Origin of the sequence: Exiguobacterium acetylicum, assembly GCF_019890935.1 — a bacterium.
GTDB classification, from domain to species: Bacteria; Bacillota; Bacilli; order Exiguobacteriales; family Exiguobacteriaceae; genus Exiguobacterium_A; species Exiguobacterium_A abrahamii.
This window is the reverse complement of sequence record NZ_CP082333.1, coordinates 3,044,621-3,065,458: the sequence shown is the minus strand read 5'-3', so window position 1 is coordinate 3,065,458 and position 20,838 is coordinate 3,044,621. Positions and strand designations below refer to the sequence as shown.

22 protein-coding genes are annotated in these 20,838 nt (G+C 45.9%); 8 read left to right on the top strand and 14 right to left on the bottom strand.

What is annotated here, in order from left to right:
• Window positions 1-126 precede the first annotated feature (126 nt).
• The 3 genes from K7G97_RS15815 to K7G97_RS15805 all read right to left on the bottom strand — a co-directional run bounded on the left by K7G97_RS15815 (window position 127) and on the right by K7G97_RS15805 (window position 4,266).
• A complete protein-coding gene (locus K7G97_RS15815) occupies window positions 127-1,539 on the bottom strand; it encodes a sucrose-specific PTS transporter subunit IIBC (RefSeq protein ID WP_023469730.1) in 1,413 nt (470 codons plus the stop codon).
• Between the two features lie 169 nt (window positions 1,540-1,708).
• Window positions 1,709-2,512 carry an endonuclease/exonuclease/phosphatase family protein gene (locus tag K7G97_RS15810; protein ID WP_035395584.1) on the bottom strand — a complete coding sequence of 268 codons (804 nt, stop codon included), beginning with the start codon at window positions 2,510-2,512 and terminating at the stop codon, window positions 1,709-1,711.
• A gap of 86 nt (window positions 2,513-2,598) precedes the next feature.
• Window positions 2,599-4,266: a PTS transporter subunit IIBC gene (locus tag K7G97_RS15805; protein WP_174514745.1), complete on the bottom strand. Its 1,668-nt coding sequence runs from the start codon at window positions 4,264-4,266 to the stop codon at window positions 2,599-2,601.
• A gap of 257 nt (window positions 4,267-4,523) precedes the next feature.
• On the opposite strand from K7G97_RS15805, the gene K7G97_RS15800 reads away from it, so the two are divergent.
• A complete protein-coding gene (locus K7G97_RS15800; protein WP_075642904.1) occupies window positions 4,524-4,805 on the top strand; it encodes a helix-turn-helix domain-containing protein in 282 nt (93 codons plus the stop codon).
• A 435-nt stretch (window positions 4,806-5,240) separates the two neighbouring features.
• Here the strand turns inward: K7G97_RS15800 and queF are convergent, their stop codons facing one another.
• The 9 genes from queF to K7G97_RS15755 form a co-directional block, all read right to left on the bottom strand.
• Entirely contained in the window at window positions 5,241-5,729 is a 489-nt protein-coding gene (gene queF / locus K7G97_RS15795) for a preQ(1) synthase (RefSeq protein ID WP_023469726.1), read from the bottom strand.
• Window positions 5,730-5,742: 13 nt separating this feature from the next.
• The gene (gene queE / locus K7G97_RS15790) at window positions 5,743-6,459 is read right to left on the bottom strand and encodes a 7-carboxy-7-deazaguanine synthase QueE (protein WP_223041009.1); all 717 of its coding nucleotides are present in this window, start codon (window positions 6,457-6,459) and stop codon (window positions 5,743-5,745) included.
• Window positions 6,456-6,911 carry a 6-carboxytetrahydropterin synthase QueD gene (gene queD, locus K7G97_RS15785; protein ID WP_023469724.1) on the bottom strand — a complete coding sequence of 152 codons (456 nt, stop codon included), beginning with the start codon at window positions 6,909-6,911 and terminating at the stop codon, window positions 6,456-6,458. The genes queE and queD overlap by 4 nt, the downstream gene beginning before the upstream one ends.
• Window positions 6,908-7,564 (bottom strand): 7-cyano-7-deazaguanine synthase QueC, encoded by a 657-nt coding sequence (gene queC, locus K7G97_RS15780; RefSeq protein WP_023469723.1) that lies wholly within the window; start codon window positions 7,562-7,564, stop codon window positions 6,908-6,910. Before queC ends, queD begins: the two co-directional genes overlap by 4 nt.
• Before the next feature lie 171 nt (window positions 7,565-7,735).
• Window positions 7,736-8,386: a bacillithiol biosynthesis deacetylase BshB2 gene (gene bshB2, locus K7G97_RS15775; RefSeq protein WP_023469722.1), complete on the bottom strand. Its 651-nt coding sequence runs from the start codon at window positions 8,384-8,386 to the stop codon at window positions 7,736-7,738.
• Window positions 8,383-8,751 (bottom strand): YojF family protein, encoded by a 369-nt coding sequence (locus K7G97_RS15770; protein WP_087681649.1) that lies wholly within the window; start codon window positions 8,749-8,751, stop codon window positions 8,383-8,385. Before K7G97_RS15770 ends, bshB2 begins: the two co-directional genes overlap by 4 nt.
• Before the next feature lie 61 nt (window positions 8,752-8,812).
• Complete coding sequence (gene pdxK / locus K7G97_RS15765; RefSeq protein ID WP_023469720.1) at window positions 8,813-9,628, bottom strand: pyridoxine/pyridoxal/pyridoxamine kinase; 816 nt, start codon at window positions 9,626-9,628, stop codon at window positions 8,813-8,815.
• Window positions 9,629-9,759: 131 nt separating this feature from the next.
• On the bottom strand, window positions 9,760-10,764 hold the full coding sequence (locus tag K7G97_RS15760) for an inorganic phosphate transporter (RefSeq protein WP_023469719.1): 1,005 nt from the start codon (window positions 10,762-10,764) through the stop codon (window positions 9,760-9,762).
• A 16-nt stretch (window positions 10,765-10,780) separates the two neighbouring features.
• Window positions 10,781-11,398 (bottom strand): DUF47 domain-containing protein, encoded by a 618-nt coding sequence (locus tag K7G97_RS15755; RefSeq protein WP_023469718.1) that lies wholly within the window; start codon window positions 11,396-11,398, stop codon window positions 10,781-10,783.
• 341 nt (window positions 11,399-11,739) lie between these two features.
• Between K7G97_RS15755 and cbpA the strand changes: the two genes are divergently transcribed.
• From cbpA to K7G97_RS15730, 5 genes are all read left to right on the top strand, one after another.
• Entirely contained in the window at window positions 11,740-12,378 is a 639-nt protein-coding gene (gene cbpA, locus K7G97_RS15750) for a cyclic di-AMP binding protein CbpA (protein WP_023469717.1), read from the top strand.
• A gap of 57 nt (window positions 12,379-12,435) precedes the next feature.
• A complete protein-coding gene (locus tag K7G97_RS15745; RefSeq protein WP_262415772.1) occupies window positions 12,436-13,209 on the top strand; it encodes a pyrroline-5-carboxylate reductase family protein in 774 nt (257 codons plus the stop codon).
• A gap of 210 nt (window positions 13,210-13,419) precedes the next feature.
• Window positions 13,420-13,977, top strand: a complete 558-nt coding sequence (locus K7G97_RS15740) for a TetR/AcrR family transcriptional regulator (protein WP_087681646.1) — start codon at window positions 13,420-13,422, stop codon at window positions 13,975-13,977.
• A gap of 14 nt (window positions 13,978-13,991) precedes the next feature.
• Entirely contained in the window at window positions 13,992-17,207 is a 3,216-nt protein-coding gene (locus K7G97_RS15735) for an efflux RND transporter permease subunit (RefSeq protein ID WP_223041008.1), read from the top strand.
• Window positions 17,208-17,426: 219 nt separating this feature from the next.
• Window positions 17,427-18,080 (top strand): C40 family peptidase, encoded by a 654-nt coding sequence (locus K7G97_RS15730; protein WP_223041007.1) that lies wholly within the window; start codon window positions 17,427-17,429, stop codon window positions 18,078-18,080.
• 54 nt (window positions 18,081-18,134) lie between these two features.
• On the opposite strand, the gene K7G97_RS15725 is transcribed toward K7G97_RS15730, so the two are convergent.
• Both K7G97_RS15725 and K7G97_RS15720 read right to left on the bottom strand, forming a co-directional pair.
• Window positions 18,135-19,088: a LacI family DNA-binding transcriptional regulator gene (locus tag K7G97_RS15725; protein ID WP_223041006.1), complete on the bottom strand. Its 954-nt coding sequence runs from the start codon at window positions 19,086-19,088 to the stop codon at window positions 18,135-18,137.
• Between the two features lie 17 nt (window positions 19,089-19,105).
• A complete protein-coding gene (locus K7G97_RS15720; protein ID WP_029342914.1) occupies window positions 19,106-19,366 on the bottom strand; it encodes a hypothetical protein in 261 nt (86 codons plus the stop codon).
• A 170-nt stretch (window positions 19,367-19,536) separates the two neighbouring features.
• On the opposite strand from K7G97_RS15720, the gene K7G97_RS15715 reads away from it, so the two are divergent.
• Together K7G97_RS15715 and K7G97_RS15710 are read left to right on the top strand one after the other, a co-directional pair.
• A complete protein-coding gene (locus K7G97_RS15715) occupies window positions 19,537-19,995 on the top strand; it encodes a MarR family winged helix-turn-helix transcriptional regulator (RefSeq protein ID WP_029342913.1) in 459 nt (152 codons plus the stop codon).
• A gap of 145 nt (window positions 19,996-20,140) precedes the next feature.
• Window positions 20,141-20,773 carry an NAD(P)H-dependent oxidoreductase gene (locus K7G97_RS15710; RefSeq protein WP_023469709.1) on the top strand — a complete coding sequence of 211 codons (633 nt, stop codon included), beginning with the start codon at window positions 20,141-20,143 and terminating at the stop codon, window positions 20,771-20,773.
• Window positions 20,774-20,838: the final 65 nt, after the last annotated feature.

Below are 20,838 nucleotides of genomic sequence, written 5' to 3'. Positions count from 1 at the left end.
TTATGAATAATCAGCCTGACGTCCTCCTTTCCGATCTTTTCTTTTATTATAAAGCGAACTTCAGTGCTTTGCGAACCGACAAATGCGACCACCGAGCCCGAGGACTCGGTTTGGTCGCATGAAGGATTAAGCAGCAACGTCCGTTTCTTTTTGTTTCCGTGCATCGAGACGCATCAAGACGACAGTCGAGATGAAAGCAGTGACGACTGCAATGGCGAATCCGACGAGATAGTTGATCAAGTTTGACGCACCGAGTGGCGCGACGATCGCAATCATCGGAATTCCAGTTAATCCATAAGCGTTCGCAGCGACTTGTGTCAAGACGACATAACCGCCACCGATCGCACCACCAATGGCACCACCGATGAATGGTTTTCCAAGACGTAAGTTGACGCCATAGATGACGGGTTCTGTGATTCCGAGAAATGCTGAGAACGCAGACGGTAGGGCGAGTGCTTTGAGTTTAACGTTCTTCGTCAAGAAGTAAACGGCAAGTCCGGCACCACCTTGAGCGACATTCGCCATCGACCAAATCGGTAAGAGGAAGTTCTTTCCGATACTCTTATCTGCAAGTAATCCTGCTTCAATCGCATGGAAACTATGGTGCATCCCTGTGATGACGATTGTCGAATAAAGTCCACCGAAGAGAAGACCGGCGACGACTGAGAACTGTTCATAGAAGAAGACGAGTACGAATGAAATGCCTTTTCCGAGTAACGTTCCGATCGGACCAATGACGATCAATGCCAAGAATCCAGTGACGAGAACCGTAACGAACGGTGTGACGAGTAAGTCAAGCGTCTCGGGTGTCCGTTTCCGGACCTGTTGTTCAATCTTTGCCATGACCCAAACGGTTAAGAGAACCGGGAAGACCGTTCCTTGATAACCAATCAACTCGATGTTCATTCCGAGGAACTTCATGACTTCCGGATCACTATTACCGAGCGTCCAAGGGTTTAAGAGGGACGGGTGTGTCATGATCCCCCCGATGACAGCACCGAGGTACGGGTTCGCACCGAATTCACGAGCTGCCGAGAAACCGATCAGGATCGGTAGGATGATGAAGGCAGAAGACGAGAACATATCCAGTAGTTGGACGATCGGTGAATCACCGTCAACCCAACCGAAAGCCTTAATCATACCGAGTAATCCCATCAAGAGACCGGCTGCGACGATTGCCGGAATGAGTGGAACGAAGACGTTCGAGAGCGAGCGGGCAAGACGGGCGAACGGATTTAATTTTTGCGATGCAGCCTTTTTAACGTCGAGTGGTTCCTCTCCATCGACCTTTACACCGGCAAGTGGTGCAAACGCAGCAAATACTTTATTGACGGTACCGGTACCAAAGATGATTTGGTATTGACCAGAACTTGAGAAGGCGCCGCTGACACCATCTAAGTCTTCAAGTGCTGCTTGATCAACCTTTGATTCATCATGCAAGACAAGGCGTAAACGCGTCGCGCAATGAGCAGCAGTGATGATGTTCTCGCGTCCGCCGACGAGTTCGAGCACACGTTTAGCAGTTTGTTGATAATCCATCGGAAAAGTCCTCCTTTTTCATGAAACGTGCTGAATGAGACAAAAAAAGGCAAGACCGAACAACACCTCTCCTAACGAGGTGTCATTTCGGTCTTGCCAGCCGTACTGTCACAATCCGCACTATTGATTTGATTACATCTTAAAGGAGAAAAGAAAGCGTTGTCAATACTTAATGTTCATTTTTTTGAATCTGAATATCGACCTCCACACCGTAGTGATCGGAAACGACAGGACCGTGAATCCCATCAAACACGACACCGACGCGTTCAACGTCAATTTTCCGATTCGATAAGACGAGATCGATCCGCAATCCTTGTTGATTGTCTTCCCATCCATCGATGTTGCCATTTATCGTCTCAATTCCGACTGTTTCCTTAGCTAGCAGGAAGACGTCGTGCAATCCCCGTTGCATCATATAGTCATAACCTGTATTTCGTTCTAAGGCATCGTTGTTGAAATCACCGAGGAAGAATGTCCATTCGAGTGGATCCATCCGAGCCATCAAATGATTGAATTGTTCCTGGAACGGTTCGACTTCATCTGCCCACCAGCCAAGATGACATGTATTGAACGTGATCGGTGTACCGTCGACTTGGATCGTCGCACGGACGATTTTTCGTGATTTCCAATCGAATGTATCTTGACTGCGACTAACATAATAACTGTCCGATTTTAAGATTGGATGTTTCGTCAAAAGAGCGAGTCCTTCTTCATATTTATCATAGCCGATATGAGCAAAATCCCAGACGAGGGAGTAGGTTTGACCTTGTTCTTTTAACGCTTGCTGGATCAAATAGGCAAAGTTATCGTTACGAACATCATCATAGACGATGGGTGTATCCATCAATTGACTCACTTCTTGCAGTGCGATGACATCATAATCCTGAGCGAGAATTTGTTGAACGATCTGGTTTAATTTTTCGAGTGGCTGTTCTTCCTGCCACGAATGACAATTTAGTGTGAGTAGACGCATGAGTGGTCCTCCTGATTTTTTAAATAAGAAAGGTGAAACTCTTATAAAAGAGCTTCACCTTTAGATAGTTCCCTAATCTCGCAGGTTTATGCGCCGATCCGGTCTTGGATATCTGATTTTAAGATATCGGCTTTTGGACCGTAGATGGCTTGCACGCCATTGTTCTTAAGGATCAGACCAAGTGCACCGTTTGCTTTCCAGTCTGCTTCTTTTGCAACAAGCGCTGGATCTTTGACAGTGACACGAAGACGCGTCATGCAGGCATCGACGTCCTCGATGTTTTGCTGTCCACCAAGCAAATCGATGATTTGTGAAGCTTGCGAACCGTCGGCAGGAGCTGATGTCGCAGCAGCCTCACCTGAAGCTTCAGTTGTAGATACGTTGATATCGTCCAGATAGTTCCCGTTACGACCTGGTGTCGCATAGTTGAACTTCTTGATGACGAAACGGAACGTGAAGAAGTTCAAGAAGAAGAAGAACACACAGACACCGATGAAACGAATTAAATCACCAATTAATCCAGCTTTTGCAATCAATGGAATCCGCGTTAAGAGTTCGATCGCACCGAATGCGTGAATCCGAAGATGCATGACATCTGCTAGTGCGAAAGCAACACCTGTTAGTACAGCATAGATGACGTAAAGAACAGGAGCGATGAACATGAACATGAATTCGATTGGCTCCGTGACACCTGTCAAGAAGACCGCAAGTCCAGCAGATAAGAAGACAGGTTTGTATGCTTTCTTTTTATCTTCATCAACTGACATGTACATTGCGACAGCAATACCGATCAATGAAGCAAGTGATGTGACGACTTGTCCTTCTTTAAAACGAGCAGGAACGACACTGTTGATCAAATCATTGTATCCTTGTGTGTTGCCGGCTTGTTTTAAGTTAACAAGGTCAGTGATCCAAGCTAACCAAAGCGGATCTTGACCAGCAACTGTCGATCCTTGAGCAGCACCTGTCAGGATTTTGTACGTTCCACCGAGTTCCGTGTAGTTCATCGGGACAGTCAACATGTGATGGAGACCGAACGGAAGTAATAGACGCTCGAGTGTACCGTATACGAACGGTGCAATGATCGGTGCAGAATCACGTGAAGAGGCAATCCAGCGACCGAAGTCATTCAATAAGCCTTGAACGAACGGCCAAACGAGTGATAAGGCGAATGCTGCAACGACTGATCCACCAATGACGACGAATGGTACAAAACGTTTTCCGTTAAAGAAGGCAAGAGCATCTGGCAATTTACTGAAGTTATAAAATTTATTAAAGAGAACGGCACCAAGGAAACCAGAGATGATTCCGACGAATACTCCCATGTTGAGAGCCGGTGCCCCTAAAACTGAAGTGAAATAATCTTTTACGATGAGCTCAGAACCAAGCAATGAATCGACCGTTGCTTTTGGGTCCGCGATCATGTCAGTGTTGACGCCGAAGATAGCTCCTGTGACGCGGTTGATCAGAATAAAGGCGAGTAACGCTGCGAACGCACCACCAGCACGTTCTTTTGCCCATGATCCACCAATCGCGACGGCGAATAAGACATGAAGGTTCGTAATGATGGCCCAACCTAAATCTTCAACGATTCGAGCAATCGTTTGCATTAACGCGATATCGCCTCCATACATGCCGATCAGTTTCCCGACCGAGATCATGATTCCTGCAGCAGGCATAACCGCGATGACGACCATCAAGGCTTTACCGAGTTTTTGCCAAAAATCGAACGAAATAGCATTTTTCAAGATCATTCACTCCTTTTGTATCTCTTTTTCTCTAATATGTGTGTAAGAACAGTGCAATAATGTAAGCGATTAATGCAACCGTTTGCATATAGAATTGTAAGCGATAACTTTTTAAAAAGCTAGTGTTTTATAAGAAAAATATTTGAAATTTTATTTTGATTAAAAATTGATAGTTCGGAAAGGTATTCAGATTTAAAAAAAGTGGGAATAAGACTACAGTGAACGTTGTTTAGTTTTAAAAGAAGAAAGGATGTTTGAAGCGGATGAAAGAAGGGATTCAACCGATCGGACAGTACGGACAGCGGATTCGTACATTAAGAGAACGTCATCAGTTAGATCAAAATACATTAGCAGAGTTAACTGAGACGACACCTGAGATGATCCAGCGTATTGAAAGTAGCATTGCCCATCCCTCATTTTCAATGATTGAGCGACTGGCCCGTGTCTTACATGTCCCTTCGGATCACTTAATTCGGCATATCTGGCCACCTGAGGTCATCCGTCAGCAGGATAGCACGTCCTTGATTGACCTTCCATCTAGTTGATGGGCATCAAAAAAGAGGAACAAAGGGATTTCTTCTTGTAGATTATAGACAAATGGGCTGACTCAAAAAATGACGCGTCTTTTCACGCCCTTTCCTCAGGCGAGACACAAGCCAGTTTTCCCACTCTATTCGAGCAGAAAAACGGGTCTTGTTTGTCTCTGACAGCGCAAAATCGCGCTTTTTCCTGTAGGAGTGGCGTGTAACGCGTCATTTTTTTATATCGAAAGAACAATCAGAGAAGTGCTTTGTTCACTCGGCATCGATTCCTTGGGAAAAACAAGCAAGAGTGACCCTGCAGCGAAGTGAGGCGGCGCGATGCTTGTCCCAGGAAAACGATTCGAGACGAACAAAAAAGCGCAATCCTTCTCGTTAGAGAAAAATTGCACTTTGTCTTCAGTCTCAAAGGGATTTCCCCTTGTTCCTCTTTTAGTCGTCTTAACGATTATCGATTGTTTCAGGATAGAGATCGTGATTGAATAGACGGTGCTCTGCCATTTGTTCGTATTTTGTACCAGGCTTCCCGTAATTGTAGTACGGATCAATCGAGATTCCACCGCGTGGCGTGAATTTGCCCCATACTTCAAGATAGCGAGGTTCCATCAATTTCACGAGATCTTTTCCGATGACGTTGATGCAGTTCTCATGAAAATCACCATGGTTACGGAAGCTGAATAAGTACAACTTCAGTGATTTTGATTCGACGAGTTTTTCGTCCGGGATGTACGAGATGTAAATCGTCGCGAAGTCTGGTTGATTCGTGATCGGGCAAAGACTCGTAAATTCTGGTGCATTGAATTTCACGAAGTAATCATTTTCCGGGTGACGATTCGGGAATGCTTCGAGAACTTCTGGTTGGTATTCAAAAATGTATGGGACGGCTTTTTGGCCGAGTAACGATAAGTCGTTTAAATCTTCAGGTCGCATGAATCATTTCTCCTTAGACGCCACGATCGTTCGCGAAAACGAGGGCGTGTAGTTGTGGTAGGACGCGCGCATGATTGAAGCGCTCATCACGTGCGACGCGTTCCCAAAGTGTTTTTAAATCGTGTAGCATGCGTGGAGCGATCGTTCCTTCTTCGTGCGGATCAGGATTACCGAGCGATAGATAAAGCGTCTTTAGCGCATATCGTTCTGAAATCATCGCCGCGAAGTCGAGGTCTTTCTCATTAAAGATGACGATTTTAACGGCACGCTGTTGTTCCGGTAAACGCTTAAAAAAGACATCCAAGCGATCGAAATCAATCTTCATCCCACTTGAAGGTGGTTTAGGGCTAAGTGTGACGTCATCGATATCAAGCAACCAATTTTGCCAGTAGGAGCCTTGGGTTTCGACAGACATCGTGATATTTCGTTCTTTTAATGCCGCAACCAATGTGCCGATTGATGCATGAAGTAACGGGTTCCCACCAGAAATCGTGACATGTCCGTAAGAGCCGAGTACATCAAGGCGTTCTATGATCGTCTCTGCCGTCAAGAGTTCGGGTTTTTCAGAACCATCCCACGTGAAGGCGGAATCACACCACGAACAAGAGTAGTCGCAACCGCCGGTCCGGACGAACATCGTCTTTTGACCAATCGATCGTCCTTCTCCTTGAAATGTTGGTCCGAAAATCTCGAGAACCGGAATTTTTGGTGTTTTTGTTAAGGCACTCATGCTTCGTTCATCCACTCACGACGGACTTCAGCAAAAGCAGTCGGTGTCTCATAGAGCTTGACGAATTCGACACGAAGTCCACGCTCATCCGGAAGATGTTGTCCGAGTGTCTCGAAAATCCAAGCTGCCATGTTTTCAGCTGTCGTATTCATGTATGGTAACGATTCATTCAGGTAGCGGTGATCCAATAGTGGTTCGAGATGTGTTTTGAAGATTTTTTTAAGGTCACCAAAATCGAGTGTCATACCGCGGTGATCCAGAAAACCGCTGATTCCCATATCGACATGATACGTGTGACCATGAAGGGCACGGCATTTTCCATCATAATCATATAGGTGGTGCGCTGCGTCGAACGTCAGTTTTTTTACGATCATGACGCGAGATTTCGTATAGATAAGCGAGTCGCCAGTCGGGCGCTCGACCGTTTCAGGTGCTTCGTAATTGAATGTCATGTGTGTTGAACCTCCTTGATGTATGCATCTAATCCATTTTTCCGTAATTCACAGGCTGGGCATTCACCGCAACCATCTCCAATGACGCCGTTGTAACACGTCAACGTGCGATTTCGAACGAAATCAAACGCACCGAGCGAATCGGCAAGCGCCCACGTCTCTTTTTTGTCGAGCCACATGAGTGGCGTGTGAAGTACGAATGGATAGTCCATCGCAAGGTTCAATGTCACGTTGAGCGACTTGATGAAGGCATCACGGCAGTCAGGGTAACCGGAAAAGTCCGTTTCACATACGCCAGTGACGATATGACGGATTCCGCGTCCTTTCGCAAGGACGGCTGCGAACGAAAGAAACAGATGATTTCGTCCATCTACAAAAGTAGAAGGAAGACCATCTTCGTTCGTCGTGATGGTTTGGCTGTGGTCAGTCAAGGCGTTACTCGTCAGTTGACTGAGAAGAGAGAGATCAAGCTCATGGTGTTTGACACCGAGCTCAGAGGCGATGTCGCGTGCGACTTCGAGTTCTTGAGCATGACGTTGTCCGTAATTAAACGTCACGACTTCGACTTCTTCGTATTGTTTCAGTGCTTGAAACAAACAAGTCGTTGAGTCTTGACCGCCACTAAAGACGACAAGAGCACGTTCGTTTTTCATAATGTACACTTCCATTCCTAGTTTTTGTAACGGAGGAGGTTACGAACTCCGGAGACATAGTCTCAACTATTCACACTAGCAGAAGCCATTGAAAAAGTCGACGTTTTCTGATAAAGACAAAAAAAGAGATGCGTATCGTCGATCGGACGGTACGCATCTCTTGTAAGAAGATTAAAGTGGATAGTGATAGTAGCGTTCTTTGACGAGTAGATCTCGAATGTTCGAATCTTCCGAGATGACCTTCATCAGACCACCTGTTTGTGAAGCGTGTGCTTCGAGTGCTTTGATCTTTTGATCCGTATAGGCACTGACATCATGAATGAATGTTCCTTCCCCGAGCTCTTCTTTCGTATTGTTCGCGAAAGCGACCGCAAGGAACTCTGGGCGATCAGCAGGATCCATCATCCGGAGGGCACGCACGACGGCGCGAGCTGTCGCTTCATGATCGGGATGGACCGCGTAACCCGGATAGAACGAAATCAAACGAGTTGGTCGTGTCTGTTGAATCAAGGCAAGAATACGGTCAGCAAGTGCTGCCTCATCTTCGAATTCAACGGTCTTATCACGAAGTCCCCACATCTGGAGATCCGAAATCTTCATTTTTGCAGCAGCATCGATTAACTCGCGTTTACGAATCGTTGCGAGCTGTTCCCGGTTCGTAAAGACAGGACGTCCCATGTTACGTCCCATCTCACCAAGTGTCAGACAAGCGTACGTGACAGGACCGCGGTTTTCAGCGTGTTCGATGATCGTACCGGCAGAACTGAAAGCTTCGTCATCCGGGTGAGGGAAGACGACGAGTAAATGATCTTCGTGTGTCATGCGTCTACCTCCTCTGCACCTTGAGCGAATGGTGTCGGGCTAAGTTCAAAAGCAATCGCAAGACGTCCTTCGATATCGTGACCGGCAATCAACAATTGATCCCCAGCAAATTCGAAGTCAGTCAATCCTTCACCGTATAACCAGCCGTGGGCAAGTTTCAAACCGATCCGGTAAGGTCCGTTTCCTGTGATCAGACCACGTTCGTAAGTGATTTCCGCATTACGGAAAAACATCCCTGCGCTATGGAAAGTTGGATCTTGGTGCGTCGCGTAAGCACCGTTCGTCGTCTCGACGTGTACATATAACGGTGTATTCGCATGTTCGTCGATATAACGCTGTATTTCTTGTACATCAATGGCTTGCATAAACTTTTCTCCTCTCCTATACAGAAAGAAGTCCGCGGATATCGCGGACTTCTTAAGCGGATCAAGACTGGACTGTACGATGTGCAGCGTGATCAGTTGGTCCGACGTATTCATTCAAACGGAATGAATGACGAATCGCAGAAGTGATGAAAGATTTTGCTGTACGGACAGCAGCTTCTACCGATGCACCTTTTGCGAGTTCGGCCGTGATTGCTGCAGAATACGTGCAGCCGGCACCGTGCGTGTACGGTGTCTCGATTCGTTCGTCCTCAATCAGGATAAACTCTTTTCCGTCATAAAGCACGTCAACTGCTTGTGGATGGTCAATCTTGCTGCCACCTTTGACAAGAACGTATTGCGCACCTTTTTCGTGAATCCGTGCTGCTGCAAGTTTCATCTCGTCGATCGTTGCTGGTGTCTTACCAAGGCCCGACAGTTGTCCGGCTTCGAAGACGTTCGGTGTGACGACCGTCGCAAGTGGTGTCAAGACATCACGAAGTGCGTTTGCCGTATCAGGGTTCAGCACTTCGTCTTCGCCTTTACAGACCATGACAGGATCGATCACGACGTTTTGAACGCCGGATGATTTGATTTTCTCAGCAACGGCTTCAATGATTTCGACAGTCGGGAGCATACCCGTCTTCATCGCATCAACACCAATACCTCCAAGGACCGTGTGGATTTGTGTCCGGACGAGTTCTGTGTCGATTGGGTAAACCGCATGGTGCCAAGAGTGATCAGGGTCTTGTGCGACGATGACCGTCAAAGCATTCATTCCATAGACACCAAGTTCTTGGAATGTTTTCAAATCAGCTTGAATACCAGCTCCACCGCTCGTGTCGGAACCAGCAATCGTTAAGGCTTTACGTTTTGTCATGGGGCATTCCTCCTAAAGAAATAGACAATCCTTCTTGTTCTTCATCATAGCGAATTATGGGAAAAACAACAACTATCGACGCTTCTGATGTACACAAAACCCCACCTCTTTTGAGTAGGCGGGGCAAGTACTTATTTAATGAATAAGAAGTCGAGAATATAGTAGATCAAGGCAGCGAAAGCCATCGAAATCGGCAATGTGATGACCCATGTAATGAGCATGCGCTGTGCTGTTCCCCACTTTACACCTTTCTTACGGTGTGATGTACCTACACCCAAGATGGCAGAAGAGATGACGTGTGTCGTCGAAACCGGAAGATGAATCGCTGTCGCTCCAAAGATGATCGCTGCTGATGTTAAGTCAGCTGCAACCCCATTGACCGGACGGATTTTCATGATTTGACCACCAACGGTCTTGATGATCCGCCATCCACCGACAGATGTTCCGAGACCCATTGCGATCGCACATGAGAGTTTAACCCAAGTCGCAACTTCGTGATCCGTTTGATAACCAGATGAGATCAAAGCAAGCGTGATGATCCCCATCGCTTTTTGTGCGTCGTTCGTACCGTGTGTATACGACTGCAAAGCAGCGGTTGCAATTTGAACATGACGGAAGCGACGATTCGTCTTCGCCAAGTTTCCTTTTTTGAAGATGACTTTAAAGATTGCATAAACGATGAAACCGAGTGTGAATGCGAGCACTGGTGAAATGAGCAAGGCTTGAACGATTTTCAAGAAGCCTTTTGCTTCGATTCCTCCGAATCCGACAGAGGCAACAGCAGCACCAGCAATCGAACCGATCAGTGTATGCGAAGAACTTGACGGAATACCGAAGTACCAAGTCAAAAGGTTCCAGGCAATGGCTGAAATCAAGGCAGCGATGACGACGTAGCTACCATGTTCAAGTGTTGACGGATCAACGATGTCACCAGAGATCGTTTTTGCGACTCCAGTGAACGTGATTGCACCTAGGAAGTTCATCGATGCAGCCAAGATGATGGCATGACGTGGTTTCAACGCACGAGTCGACACCGAAGTCGCGATCGAGTTCGCTGTATCGTGGAAACCGTTGATGAAGTCGAAGCTAAGTGCGAGAATCACGATTATGGCGGTGATGATAAACAGGCTATCCATCTCGTTAGCTCCTCACTTAAGCGTTTTTCATGATGATCGTTTCAATGACGTTAGCTGCATCTTGGCAGTAGTCCGCGATTGATTCGAGCGATTCATAGATTTCTTTATATTGGATGATTTTAATTGGATCTGTTTCTGTTGCGAACAATGCTTTGATCGATTTACGGCGTAGGTTGTCACAAATCGTCTCTTGTTCTTTGATTTTGATGACGTGTTCACGCATCGGTTGCAATTTACGTGCAACAAGAAGATCCATTGACATCGCGAGTTCTGTGACAGCGATGTTGATTTCATCAACGAACTTGATCATGTGCTCGTCTGCTTGAACGATATTGTAGATTTCGAAGATCGCTGAACATTCTTCAAAACCGTCTAAGACATCATCAAGTGCGTTAGCAAGTGCGAGTAAGTCTTCACGGTCGATCGGCGTGATGAACGCGTTGTTCAAGTCGATGATCAACTGGTGCATCAAATCGTCCCCAGCTGTTTCGAAGTCTTTTACTTTATGTGCAAATTCTTTTACATCCGCGATGCCGTTGATTTTAAAGTCAACGAAGAATTGCGAAGTCGTTTTTAAGTGTCCTGCGATTTCGGATAATTTCACTGCGAATGGATCTTGTTTTTTACTAAACATTTCTTCTGCCTCCATATTAAGAACAAGAATAGAATAGTGAAGTAACTTCACGAGTTCGATTGTAGCAGACGGTATTGTAAAAGAATACATTTATGAAGCGTCTTTACGAAATCTTAATAAATCTTAATATGAAGGTGATTGTAGATTTAATAAATTGTCTGACAATGGAAAAAGTGAAGTGTACTTGATTGAAATGAGTTGGATTACGTTGTAATTGCAAGAGATTGTCTTGTGATTGTAAGAATAAAAGCGCATCAGAAGTGGGAAAAGAGGATATGGCGCATGAAAATCGAATGATATGATTAAGTCTGCGTAATCAGGTAAAAGAGGAGGATTTTATTATGCTCGTACAAAGTTTATGTATTCCGAAGCATCAATGTGTCACGATTTCCGAGACAGCGACGATTCGTGAAGCACTCGACACACTTGAAAAAACCGGATATCGCTGTGTCCCGGTCCTTGACCAATCAGGACAGGACTTCAAAGGGAACATCTATAAGATGCACATCTATCGGCATGGGATGAATGGTGGCAGCTTAGACGATAACGTCATGTCGCTGATTAAGAATACATCCAAATACATCTATACAGGAAGTAATTTCTTTGAAGTCTTCTTCTCAATCAAGGAATTACCGTATATCGCGGTCTTGAATGACGACGGTCATTTCTTCGGTATCCTGCCACACGGAAAAATGCTTGGAATGCTTGAAGAAGCATGGAACCGTGATTCGGGAAGTTACGTCCTGACAGTAGCCCTCAGTGAACAAAAAGGGGCACTTGAGAAAATCTCGAAGATCGTCAACAAATATTCAACGGTCGCGAGTCTGATGACACTCGATGCGAAGAGTAGCGTCATGCGTCGTGTATTGATTACATTACCGACGGATTGTGACGAGAAGACAAAGAAAAAAATCGTCAAGAAACTTGACGACAAGGGACTTCGTGTCGTTGCTGTCGAAGATTTAGCTGTTCGTGTATAATGGACCCGCATAAGACCAGTTCATGACTGGTCTTTTTTTGAGGGAAAGGAAGGATAGATGATGAAACTATTGATAGTAGGAGCTGGTGCGATGAGTGAGGCACTCGTTCAAGGATGGGTCGCTTCTGGATTGGCACGAGAAGATATCACGATGACGAATCGAAGTGGCGGGGCACGTTTGACGGAAGTCGCAGCACGACACGGCGTTCAAACGGTCGAACAGGAGGACGTCTCCTTATACGATGTCGTCATGCTGGGCATGCAACCCGATGGTGTACTCGACTATGTAGCGAATCAACAATGGACGAATCAGACGATCGTTTCGATTGCTGCGCATATTACACCATATGAAATCGAACAGTTGGCAAAACAACCGACAGTCGCCGCCATGCCGAATACTCCAGTCGCACACCGTTTAGGAATGACTGGACTATGGTTCGGCTCACGCGTGAATGAAGAGATCCGAAGTGTAGTCGAGGCATTATTTGGACGTGTCGGAGAAATTGCGGAAGCAAATGAATCGACGATGCCGGCATTCATGGCGGCAGCTGGATGTAGTCCTGCTTTCTTCTATGAAATCGTAGCTGGTATGGTGCCGGTTTTGACGGATGCTGGTTTTGAAGAAGAAAATGCACGCCGAATCGTTGCTCAAGCGATGAAAGGTTCAGCTGAAATTCTCATGCGCTCCGACGCAAGTACGGATCGTCTGATTGCCGATGTTGCGGCACCTGGTGGACCAACGGATCGTGGCGTCCAAGTGCTACGGGAGCATCACTTATTCGATACGATGCAAGCGGCACTACGAGAGAGTGCACGCGAAGCAGACGAATAATGGATTCAAAAGAGGCTGAATCCAAAAGAATGATGCGTCCTTTCGCGCCCTTATCTGTGTAGAGACTGACATTTGAGTCAGTCTTTTTTCGTTCACGAAAGTTTCACGTGAAACATAAGCAAAGCGATTGCATCTTGAAATAAGAATTCGTACACTGTAAAAAGAAACCGTCCAGACGGTACAGTAAAATATGAGGGAAGGGGGAGACTATTGGCCAGTGCAAAAGCGCAAGAGACACGGCGTCGGATTCTTGAAGCAACGACGACGATTATTTTGCAACAAGGATTCACCCAATTGACGCTCGAAGAAGTAGCGAAACAAGCGAATGTCTCAAAAGGTGGGCTATTGTATCATTTCGCTTCGAAGGAAGCTTTATTAATGGGGGTCATCGAGGCGCAAGAAGCACGTCAATTTGAACTATATGAACAGCATCAGTTGACGATGGGACCGATGGAAGCGTTCGTGACGTTGCAAATTCAGCAGCAAGAGGAGTTCCATCTCGACATGGATGCGCTTCTTTACTTGTTGTCCTTGTTAAAGGATCACGCGACGTTCGTCGAGGAACGAAAGCGACAAGCGGAGCAGTTCTTCCGCCAACTGACAGAACAGATGGATCCGGTTGAAGTATTATCGATTCGCTTTACATTAGACGGTTTGAAATTGTCGGAGCATTTTCAGTTCGGTGCACCGTCTCCAGATGTGCGACAACGATTAATTCAGCAATTAATAGAACGTGCACGACGACTAGACAAACAAATTGAAGAGTGAGGGAGAACCATACGATGAAAAAGATCATCCAGTTTTCGGTGAACAATAAGTTTGCCCTCTGGCTTATGACGATCATCATCGCGGTTGCCGGTATTTATGCGGGAACATCGATGAAGCTCGAGACATTGCCAGACATCACGACGCCGACTGTGTCGGTGACGACGATTTATCCAGGTGCTACACCAGAACAGGTGCTAGATGAAGTCAGTCGAGAACTTGAAAGTAAGGTCGAAAATTTACCGGGAGTCGATACAGTACGTTCGACGTCTTTCCAAAATGCATCGAACCTACAAATCGACTATAACTTCAGCACGGATATGGAAGAAGCCGAGCAAAAAGTAAAAGAAGCTCTTTCAAACGTCGAATTACCGGAAGGTGTTCAGGAACCACAAGTATCACGGATTTCCTTTGATGCATTCCCAGTCATCGGTTTTGCCGTTTCGGATAAGGAACGTTCCCTATCTGAATTAACGAAACTCGTTGAAAACGAACTTCAACCAAAGCTTGAAGGAATCGAAGGGGCGCAGACGGTTCAAGTCGCGGGTCAAGAGATTCGCCGGATCGAAATTCGCTTCGATGAGAAAAAACTCGAACGTTACGGTCTAACCGAAGAGAATGCGAAACAATTGATTCAAGCTAATGATTCCCGTTTAGCGCTTGGCTTGTACGAGTTAGGAGATAAGGAACAAGCGGTCGTATTAGATGGAAAAGCAACGACGGTCAAGGAATTAAAAGATCTTCGTCTTCCCTATACACCGCCAGTATCGAATACTCCTGAAGCAGGACAAGCAGGACAAGCAGGACAAGCAGGACAAGCAGGACAAGCAGGACAAGCAGGACAAGCAGGACAAGCTCCATCGTCAGCCCCTGCGGCATCCCAAACGACACCAGCGACAGGCGCAACGTCCGGTCAGGCAGCACAGACGGCGCCAACACAAGTGCCAACTGTCACGTTGTCGCAAGTCGCGACGATCGAAGATAAAGGGATCGAGGAATCGATCTCGCGTTCGAATGGTGAACGATCGATTGGTGTTCAAGTAACGAAGTCGCAAGATGCAAACACGGTCGATGTCGTCAATGCAGTCAAGCAGACGATCAAAGACTTTGAAAAAGAAAACGGTTCGGTCAATGCATCTGTGACACTGGATCAAGGAAAACCAATTGAGGAATCTGTTTCGACGATGATCAGTAAAGCATTGATTGGTGCGTTATTTGCGATCGTCATCATCTTGCTGTTCTTACGAAACATTAAATCAACGATCATTGCTGTTATTTCGATTCCGTTATCCCTTCTGATGGCAATTCTTGTCTTGAAGCAGATGGATATTTCCTTGAACATCATGACACTCGGAGCGATGACGGTCGCGATTGGTCGAGTCGTTGATGATTCCATCGTCGTCATCGAAAATATTTATCGTCGTTTGACGGATCCGACGGAAAAGTTAAAAGGAAAAGAACTGATCATCAGTGCAACACGAGAGGTCTTCATTCCCATCGCTTCGTCGACAGTCGTTACGATCGCGGTCTTCTTGCCACTCGGATTCGTTACGGGATTCGTTGGTGAGCTGTTCTTACCATTCGCTTTGACAGTCGTCTTTGCGCTATTCGCGTCCTTGATCGTTGCAGTTACGGTCGTTCCGATGTTCGCGGATTCGCTCTTTAAGCGTGGTAAAGCACCAAAACCGGAAAAAGAAGAGGGCGGAAAGTTGGCGAATGGGTATCGCCGTATGCTGAATTGGTCTCTTAACCATAAACTCATCGTCTTTGGTCTTTCAGTCTTACTGTTGATCGGTAGTTTTGCTCTCGTACCAACGATTGGTGTCAACTTCTTGAATCAAGAAGGAGAAAAGACACTCTACGTCACATACAATCCAAAACCAGGTCAAACGTTGGATGATTCGTTAAAAGCAGCTGATCAAGCAGAAGATTATTTCAACAAACAAAAAAATATCGATAATCTTCAGTTTACCGTCGGTGGAGAAAATCCATTGAATCCAGGGAATACGAAACAAGGGGTCTTCATCGTCCAATACGATCCAGACACGGAAGGTTTCGCAGATGTTAAACAGACAGCCATCAAACAGCTGAATGCTGACATTCCAACAGGAGAATGGAAAGAGCAAGACTTTAGTGGTGGCGCAGCTTCGTCAGGCGTCTCGTATTCAATCTTTGCAAATAATATTGAAGATTTAGAAGCAGTAACACCGAAATTCGTCGATGCGATCGAAGGTGAATCGAAGTATGTTCGAAAAGTAACGACAGATTTAAAAGAAGCGTATACGCAATATACGTTCGAAGTCGATCAGCAAAAAGCGGCTGAATTCGGCGTTTCAACAGCACAACTTGCGCAGGGCATTGCTAATGTCCAAGGAGAAGAAAAACCACTTTCTACTATTAAGGTAGATGGGAAGGAACTCGATGTCATCGTTCCAAACGAACAAACGACATACGATTCCATTCAAGATTTGGAAGAGACGGATGTCGTGACACCGCTTGGCGTTCGCAAATTGTCCGATTTCGTTGAAGTGAAGAAAGGAACGACTCCTGATTCGCTTAACGAACGTGATGGAAAACTCGTCGCTACCGTTACAGCAGAACTAAAAACGGATAAAGCAACAGAGGCTTCTCAAGCGATTGAAAAGTCCGTCAAAAACATTGATCGTCCGACAGGCGTCTCGTATGAGCAAGGCGGAGTCACAGAGCAGATCCAAGAGTCGTTCACACAACTTGGTCTAGCAATGGCAGCAGCTGTAGCGATCGTCTATCTTGTCCTCGTCATTACGTTTGGAGGAGCATTGACACCACTCGTCATCTTGTTCTCACTTCCATTCGCAATCATCGGTGGACTGGTTGCCCTGTTGATTACAGGAGAGACGATTTCTGTGTCATCCTTGATTGGCGCTTTGATGTTGATCGGAATCGTCGTGACGAATGCGATCGTCTTGATCGACCGTGTCATTCATAAAGAAGCGGAAGGTTTATCGACGCGTGAAGCATTACTCGATGCAGCAGGTACACGTTTACGTCCAATCTTGATGACGGCACTTGCGACGATTGGTGCACTTGCACCACTTGCGCTTGGACTCGAAGGTGGCGCATTGATTTCAAAAGGGTTAGGTGTGACGGTCATCGGTGGACTGACAAGTTCGACGTTGTTGACACTCCTTATCGTGCCGATCGTCTATGAATTCTTAGCACGTTTCCGTAAAAAGAAGTCAATTGATTCTTGAAAAAACGATTAAGTGACTCAAACTGACAGGTATGTAGAAATGGCTATCCTAAGCCGTTCTACAACCTGTTTTTTTATTTTGTTACAAAAGTATTACGAAAAAGAATACGCGTTAAAGAACTGTAACATGATGAAAATCTGGAACATGATAGGATAAATACAGAAATTATCTGACAATTCAGACGTGCAATACATTCATACATAAGAGGAGAATGAATCGATGAAAGCTGTCACTCGTGTTTTGTTAACCTTAACGTTACTCATCAGTAGTTGGACACTCGTCCCAGCATCAACGCAAGCTGCAACAAGTAAAAAAGTAGTGGTGTCAGTGGATGTGCTGAATATTCGTGCAAAAGCTGCTGTATCAAGTAAACGAGTCGGGCAATTGAAACTTGGACAAGCTGTAACCGTCGTAGGTCAGGTCAAAGAATGGTATCAAATCCGTCATCAAGGGAAATCAGCATACATCGCCTCTACATACACGAAACCATATAACGCTAAAGCGACAAAAGGTCTTAGTAAAACAGGATCAACGATCGTTTCGGTAGCAGAAGGTCTCAAAGGACGTCCTTATGTTTTTGGTGCGACAGGTCCTGTTAGCTTTGATTGCTCTGGATTTACACGTTACGTTTATCAAGCACTAGGAAAATCACTCCCACGTACGGCAGCGGCTCAATACTCAGCAACAAAACGTACGGCACCAGGCGCTGGTGATCTCGTCTTCTTTACACATGGAAGTGGGATTCAACACGTTGGAATCGCTGTCGATGGTGGTACGATGATCAATGCGAACTCGTATTATGGAAGAGTCGTCAAAGAATCGTTCCGTGGCGGCTACTGGGGATCACGGTATGTAGCGGCAGGAACTCTTTAAACGAAATGAAGCGACGAATTCAAATCGATGAACTCGTCGCTTTTTTATATGGATTCAGGTATGAGGAAGAACGGTCGTTCCAGCAATGAACGTCGAGGGTACTTCGATTTGTGGACGAGCAACGAGATCTTCGCGGACGGTTAATTGAAACGCATGTCGCCCGATCGTGGCATAAGGGATCGCGATCGTCGTCATCGCTAAGACTTCAGCGAGTTCACTTCCATCAAAACCAATGACAGACAGGTCTCCAGGAACCTGATAGCCTTGTTTTCGGAGTTCCAAGATGAGACCTGCCGCCACGTGATCACTTGCGGTCAAGATAGCGGTCGGTCGTTGTTTTTGTTGCATCCAGCGTCTTGCGACGGTCGCACCGTCTTCAATCGTCAAGGTCTGTTCATAGACGAATTCGTCACGTACGACCTCTTGATACGCATGTTTACGCGCCAAGCTATTCGTACTGTCCGGTCGTCCGAGACAGATGCCGATGCTCGTATGTCCTTGTTGTCGCAGATGTGCAAGTCCTTGTTGAAAGGCCGTATAGTGATCGATATAGACGGCAGCGACATCTTCATGATGTTCACAAAAGACGATCGGGCCATAACGTTCATACGATAAAATCGCTGATAAGGGAAGACTGTGCGACACGACGATGAGTGCGTCGATTTCCTGTTGCGCCAGCGCATCCAGTGCCAGTTGCTCATGCGTTTCCACATAATTCGTTTGCCACGTCAAGAACCGATAGCTCGCGTCAAAGGCGGCTTGCGCGATGCCCTGAAGAATGGCAGCGTGATATGGATGATCAACGAACGGAAGCATGACTCCGACCGTTTTTGTCATACCCGTCGATAGATGGACGGCAGTCTGATTACGGATATATCCGAGTTTTTCGATGGCTTCTCGAACAGCTTGTCGCTTCTCGTTCGCAACGTACGGATGATCATTTAGTACACGTGAGACTGTCGTAACGGACACGTTGGCTTCACGTGCCAAGTCTCGGATGTTCGTCATCGCGCATCCCTCCTGGATTACATCTTACGAGATAATCGTCGTTCAAGTCGGCGCCAATCCTGTCGAGAGACGGGAGCCGAGAATGGAGCTGTCTGCTCAGCCAATTCATTGATCTTTGAGAGCAGTCGCGTTTTTTCTTGAGGAGACAAATCGGGGTATTGATCGACCAACGTGTGCTGACACAAATAATAACCTGCTGGTGTATGCAATTGTTCGATGGCCCACTCAAAAGCAACATTTCGTTTGAACAGCTGGATTAATCGTGTATGAATCGACATGATGATTACCTCCTTTTTAGTGTATATCAAGACAATAGGCTATGAAACGCGTTTCACCGCAAGAACTAATTTTACGCAGTAGATCATTGCAAAAATTCAGCAAGAATTGACCAGGTAGACAAAGAAGTCTATGATTGTGACGATACAACACAAAGAGGGGCGAACGTAAAATGGAATCGACAGACTCGAAGCTGGCATTAAAAATGCTCGTTGTTCTATCTCGGACGATGCATGCGGTGACGGAGCAAGTGAAGGCAGACATCAAAACACATCAGTTGAATTTATCGGAATTCGGAGTTCTTGAATTGCTGTACCACAAAGGGGACACGCCTCTACAACAAATTGGCGATAAGATTCTATTAACGAGCGGAAGTGTGACGTATGTCGTGGATAAACTTGAAAAGCGTGGGTTGATTGCGCGAAAATCATGTGCGACGGATCGTCGTGTTACGTTTGGGACATTAACGGAAGCTGGACGCGAACTAATGGAAGAGACATTCCCGAAACATGAAGCCTTTTTAGCAGACTTATTTAAGGATTTATCGGTTTCTGAAAAGGAACAGTTGATTGATCAGTTGAAACGAATCGGTTTACGAGCCGAACATTATACGCCGCTCGAAAATGTGTAAGAATTAGCACTCATAAGATCAAGAAAGCTCAGGTCACGGACTTGAGCTTTTTTTATTCGTTTGGAAGTCAAACTGATTGACAAACGAAAAGGTGGTTGGTATGTTTAGTTACAGAATTTACTTTAAATAAAAGGGAGAAATAATAATGACTAAATTACTTTATGTAACTGTTAACCCGAAAGCTACAGAACACTCTTTCAGCCTTCAAGTCGGTGAAGCATTCCTCGAAAGCTACAAAGCAGCGAATCCTTCAGCTGAAGTAGAAGTTCTTGATCTATATAACGAAACAGTCCAAGAAATCGATACAGATGTTCTTAGCGCATGGGGCAAATTCGCAACAGGCGAAGAGTTAACAGAAGTGGAGATCGCAAAAGTCGGTACGATGACAAAACATCTCGAGCAATACATGGAAGCAGATGAGTATGTCTTCGTCACACCAATGTGGAACTTCTCTTTCCCAGCACGTCTCAAAATGTACATCGACAGTGTTCTTCTTGCAGGTAAAACATTCGCTTACACTGCAGAAGGTCCAAAAGGCTTGATGGAAGGCAAAAAAGCACTCCACATCCAAGCAACAGGTGGCGTCTACACAGGATCTGGTCTCAATTTCGGTGATGACTACCTCCGTCAAGCGCTTGCTTTCACTGGTGTAACAGACTACGATGCACTCTTCATCGAAGGTATGGCAATGAACCCAGAAAAAGCAGAAGAAATCAAAGAAGCAGCAATCGCTAAAGCAAAAGAACTCGGTCGTTCATTCTCGACTGTCAACGCATAAGATAAGCGTCAAAAAGGCTCCCGCCGTGTCGGGAGCCTTGAGACTGAAGGTAAAGCGTAATTTTT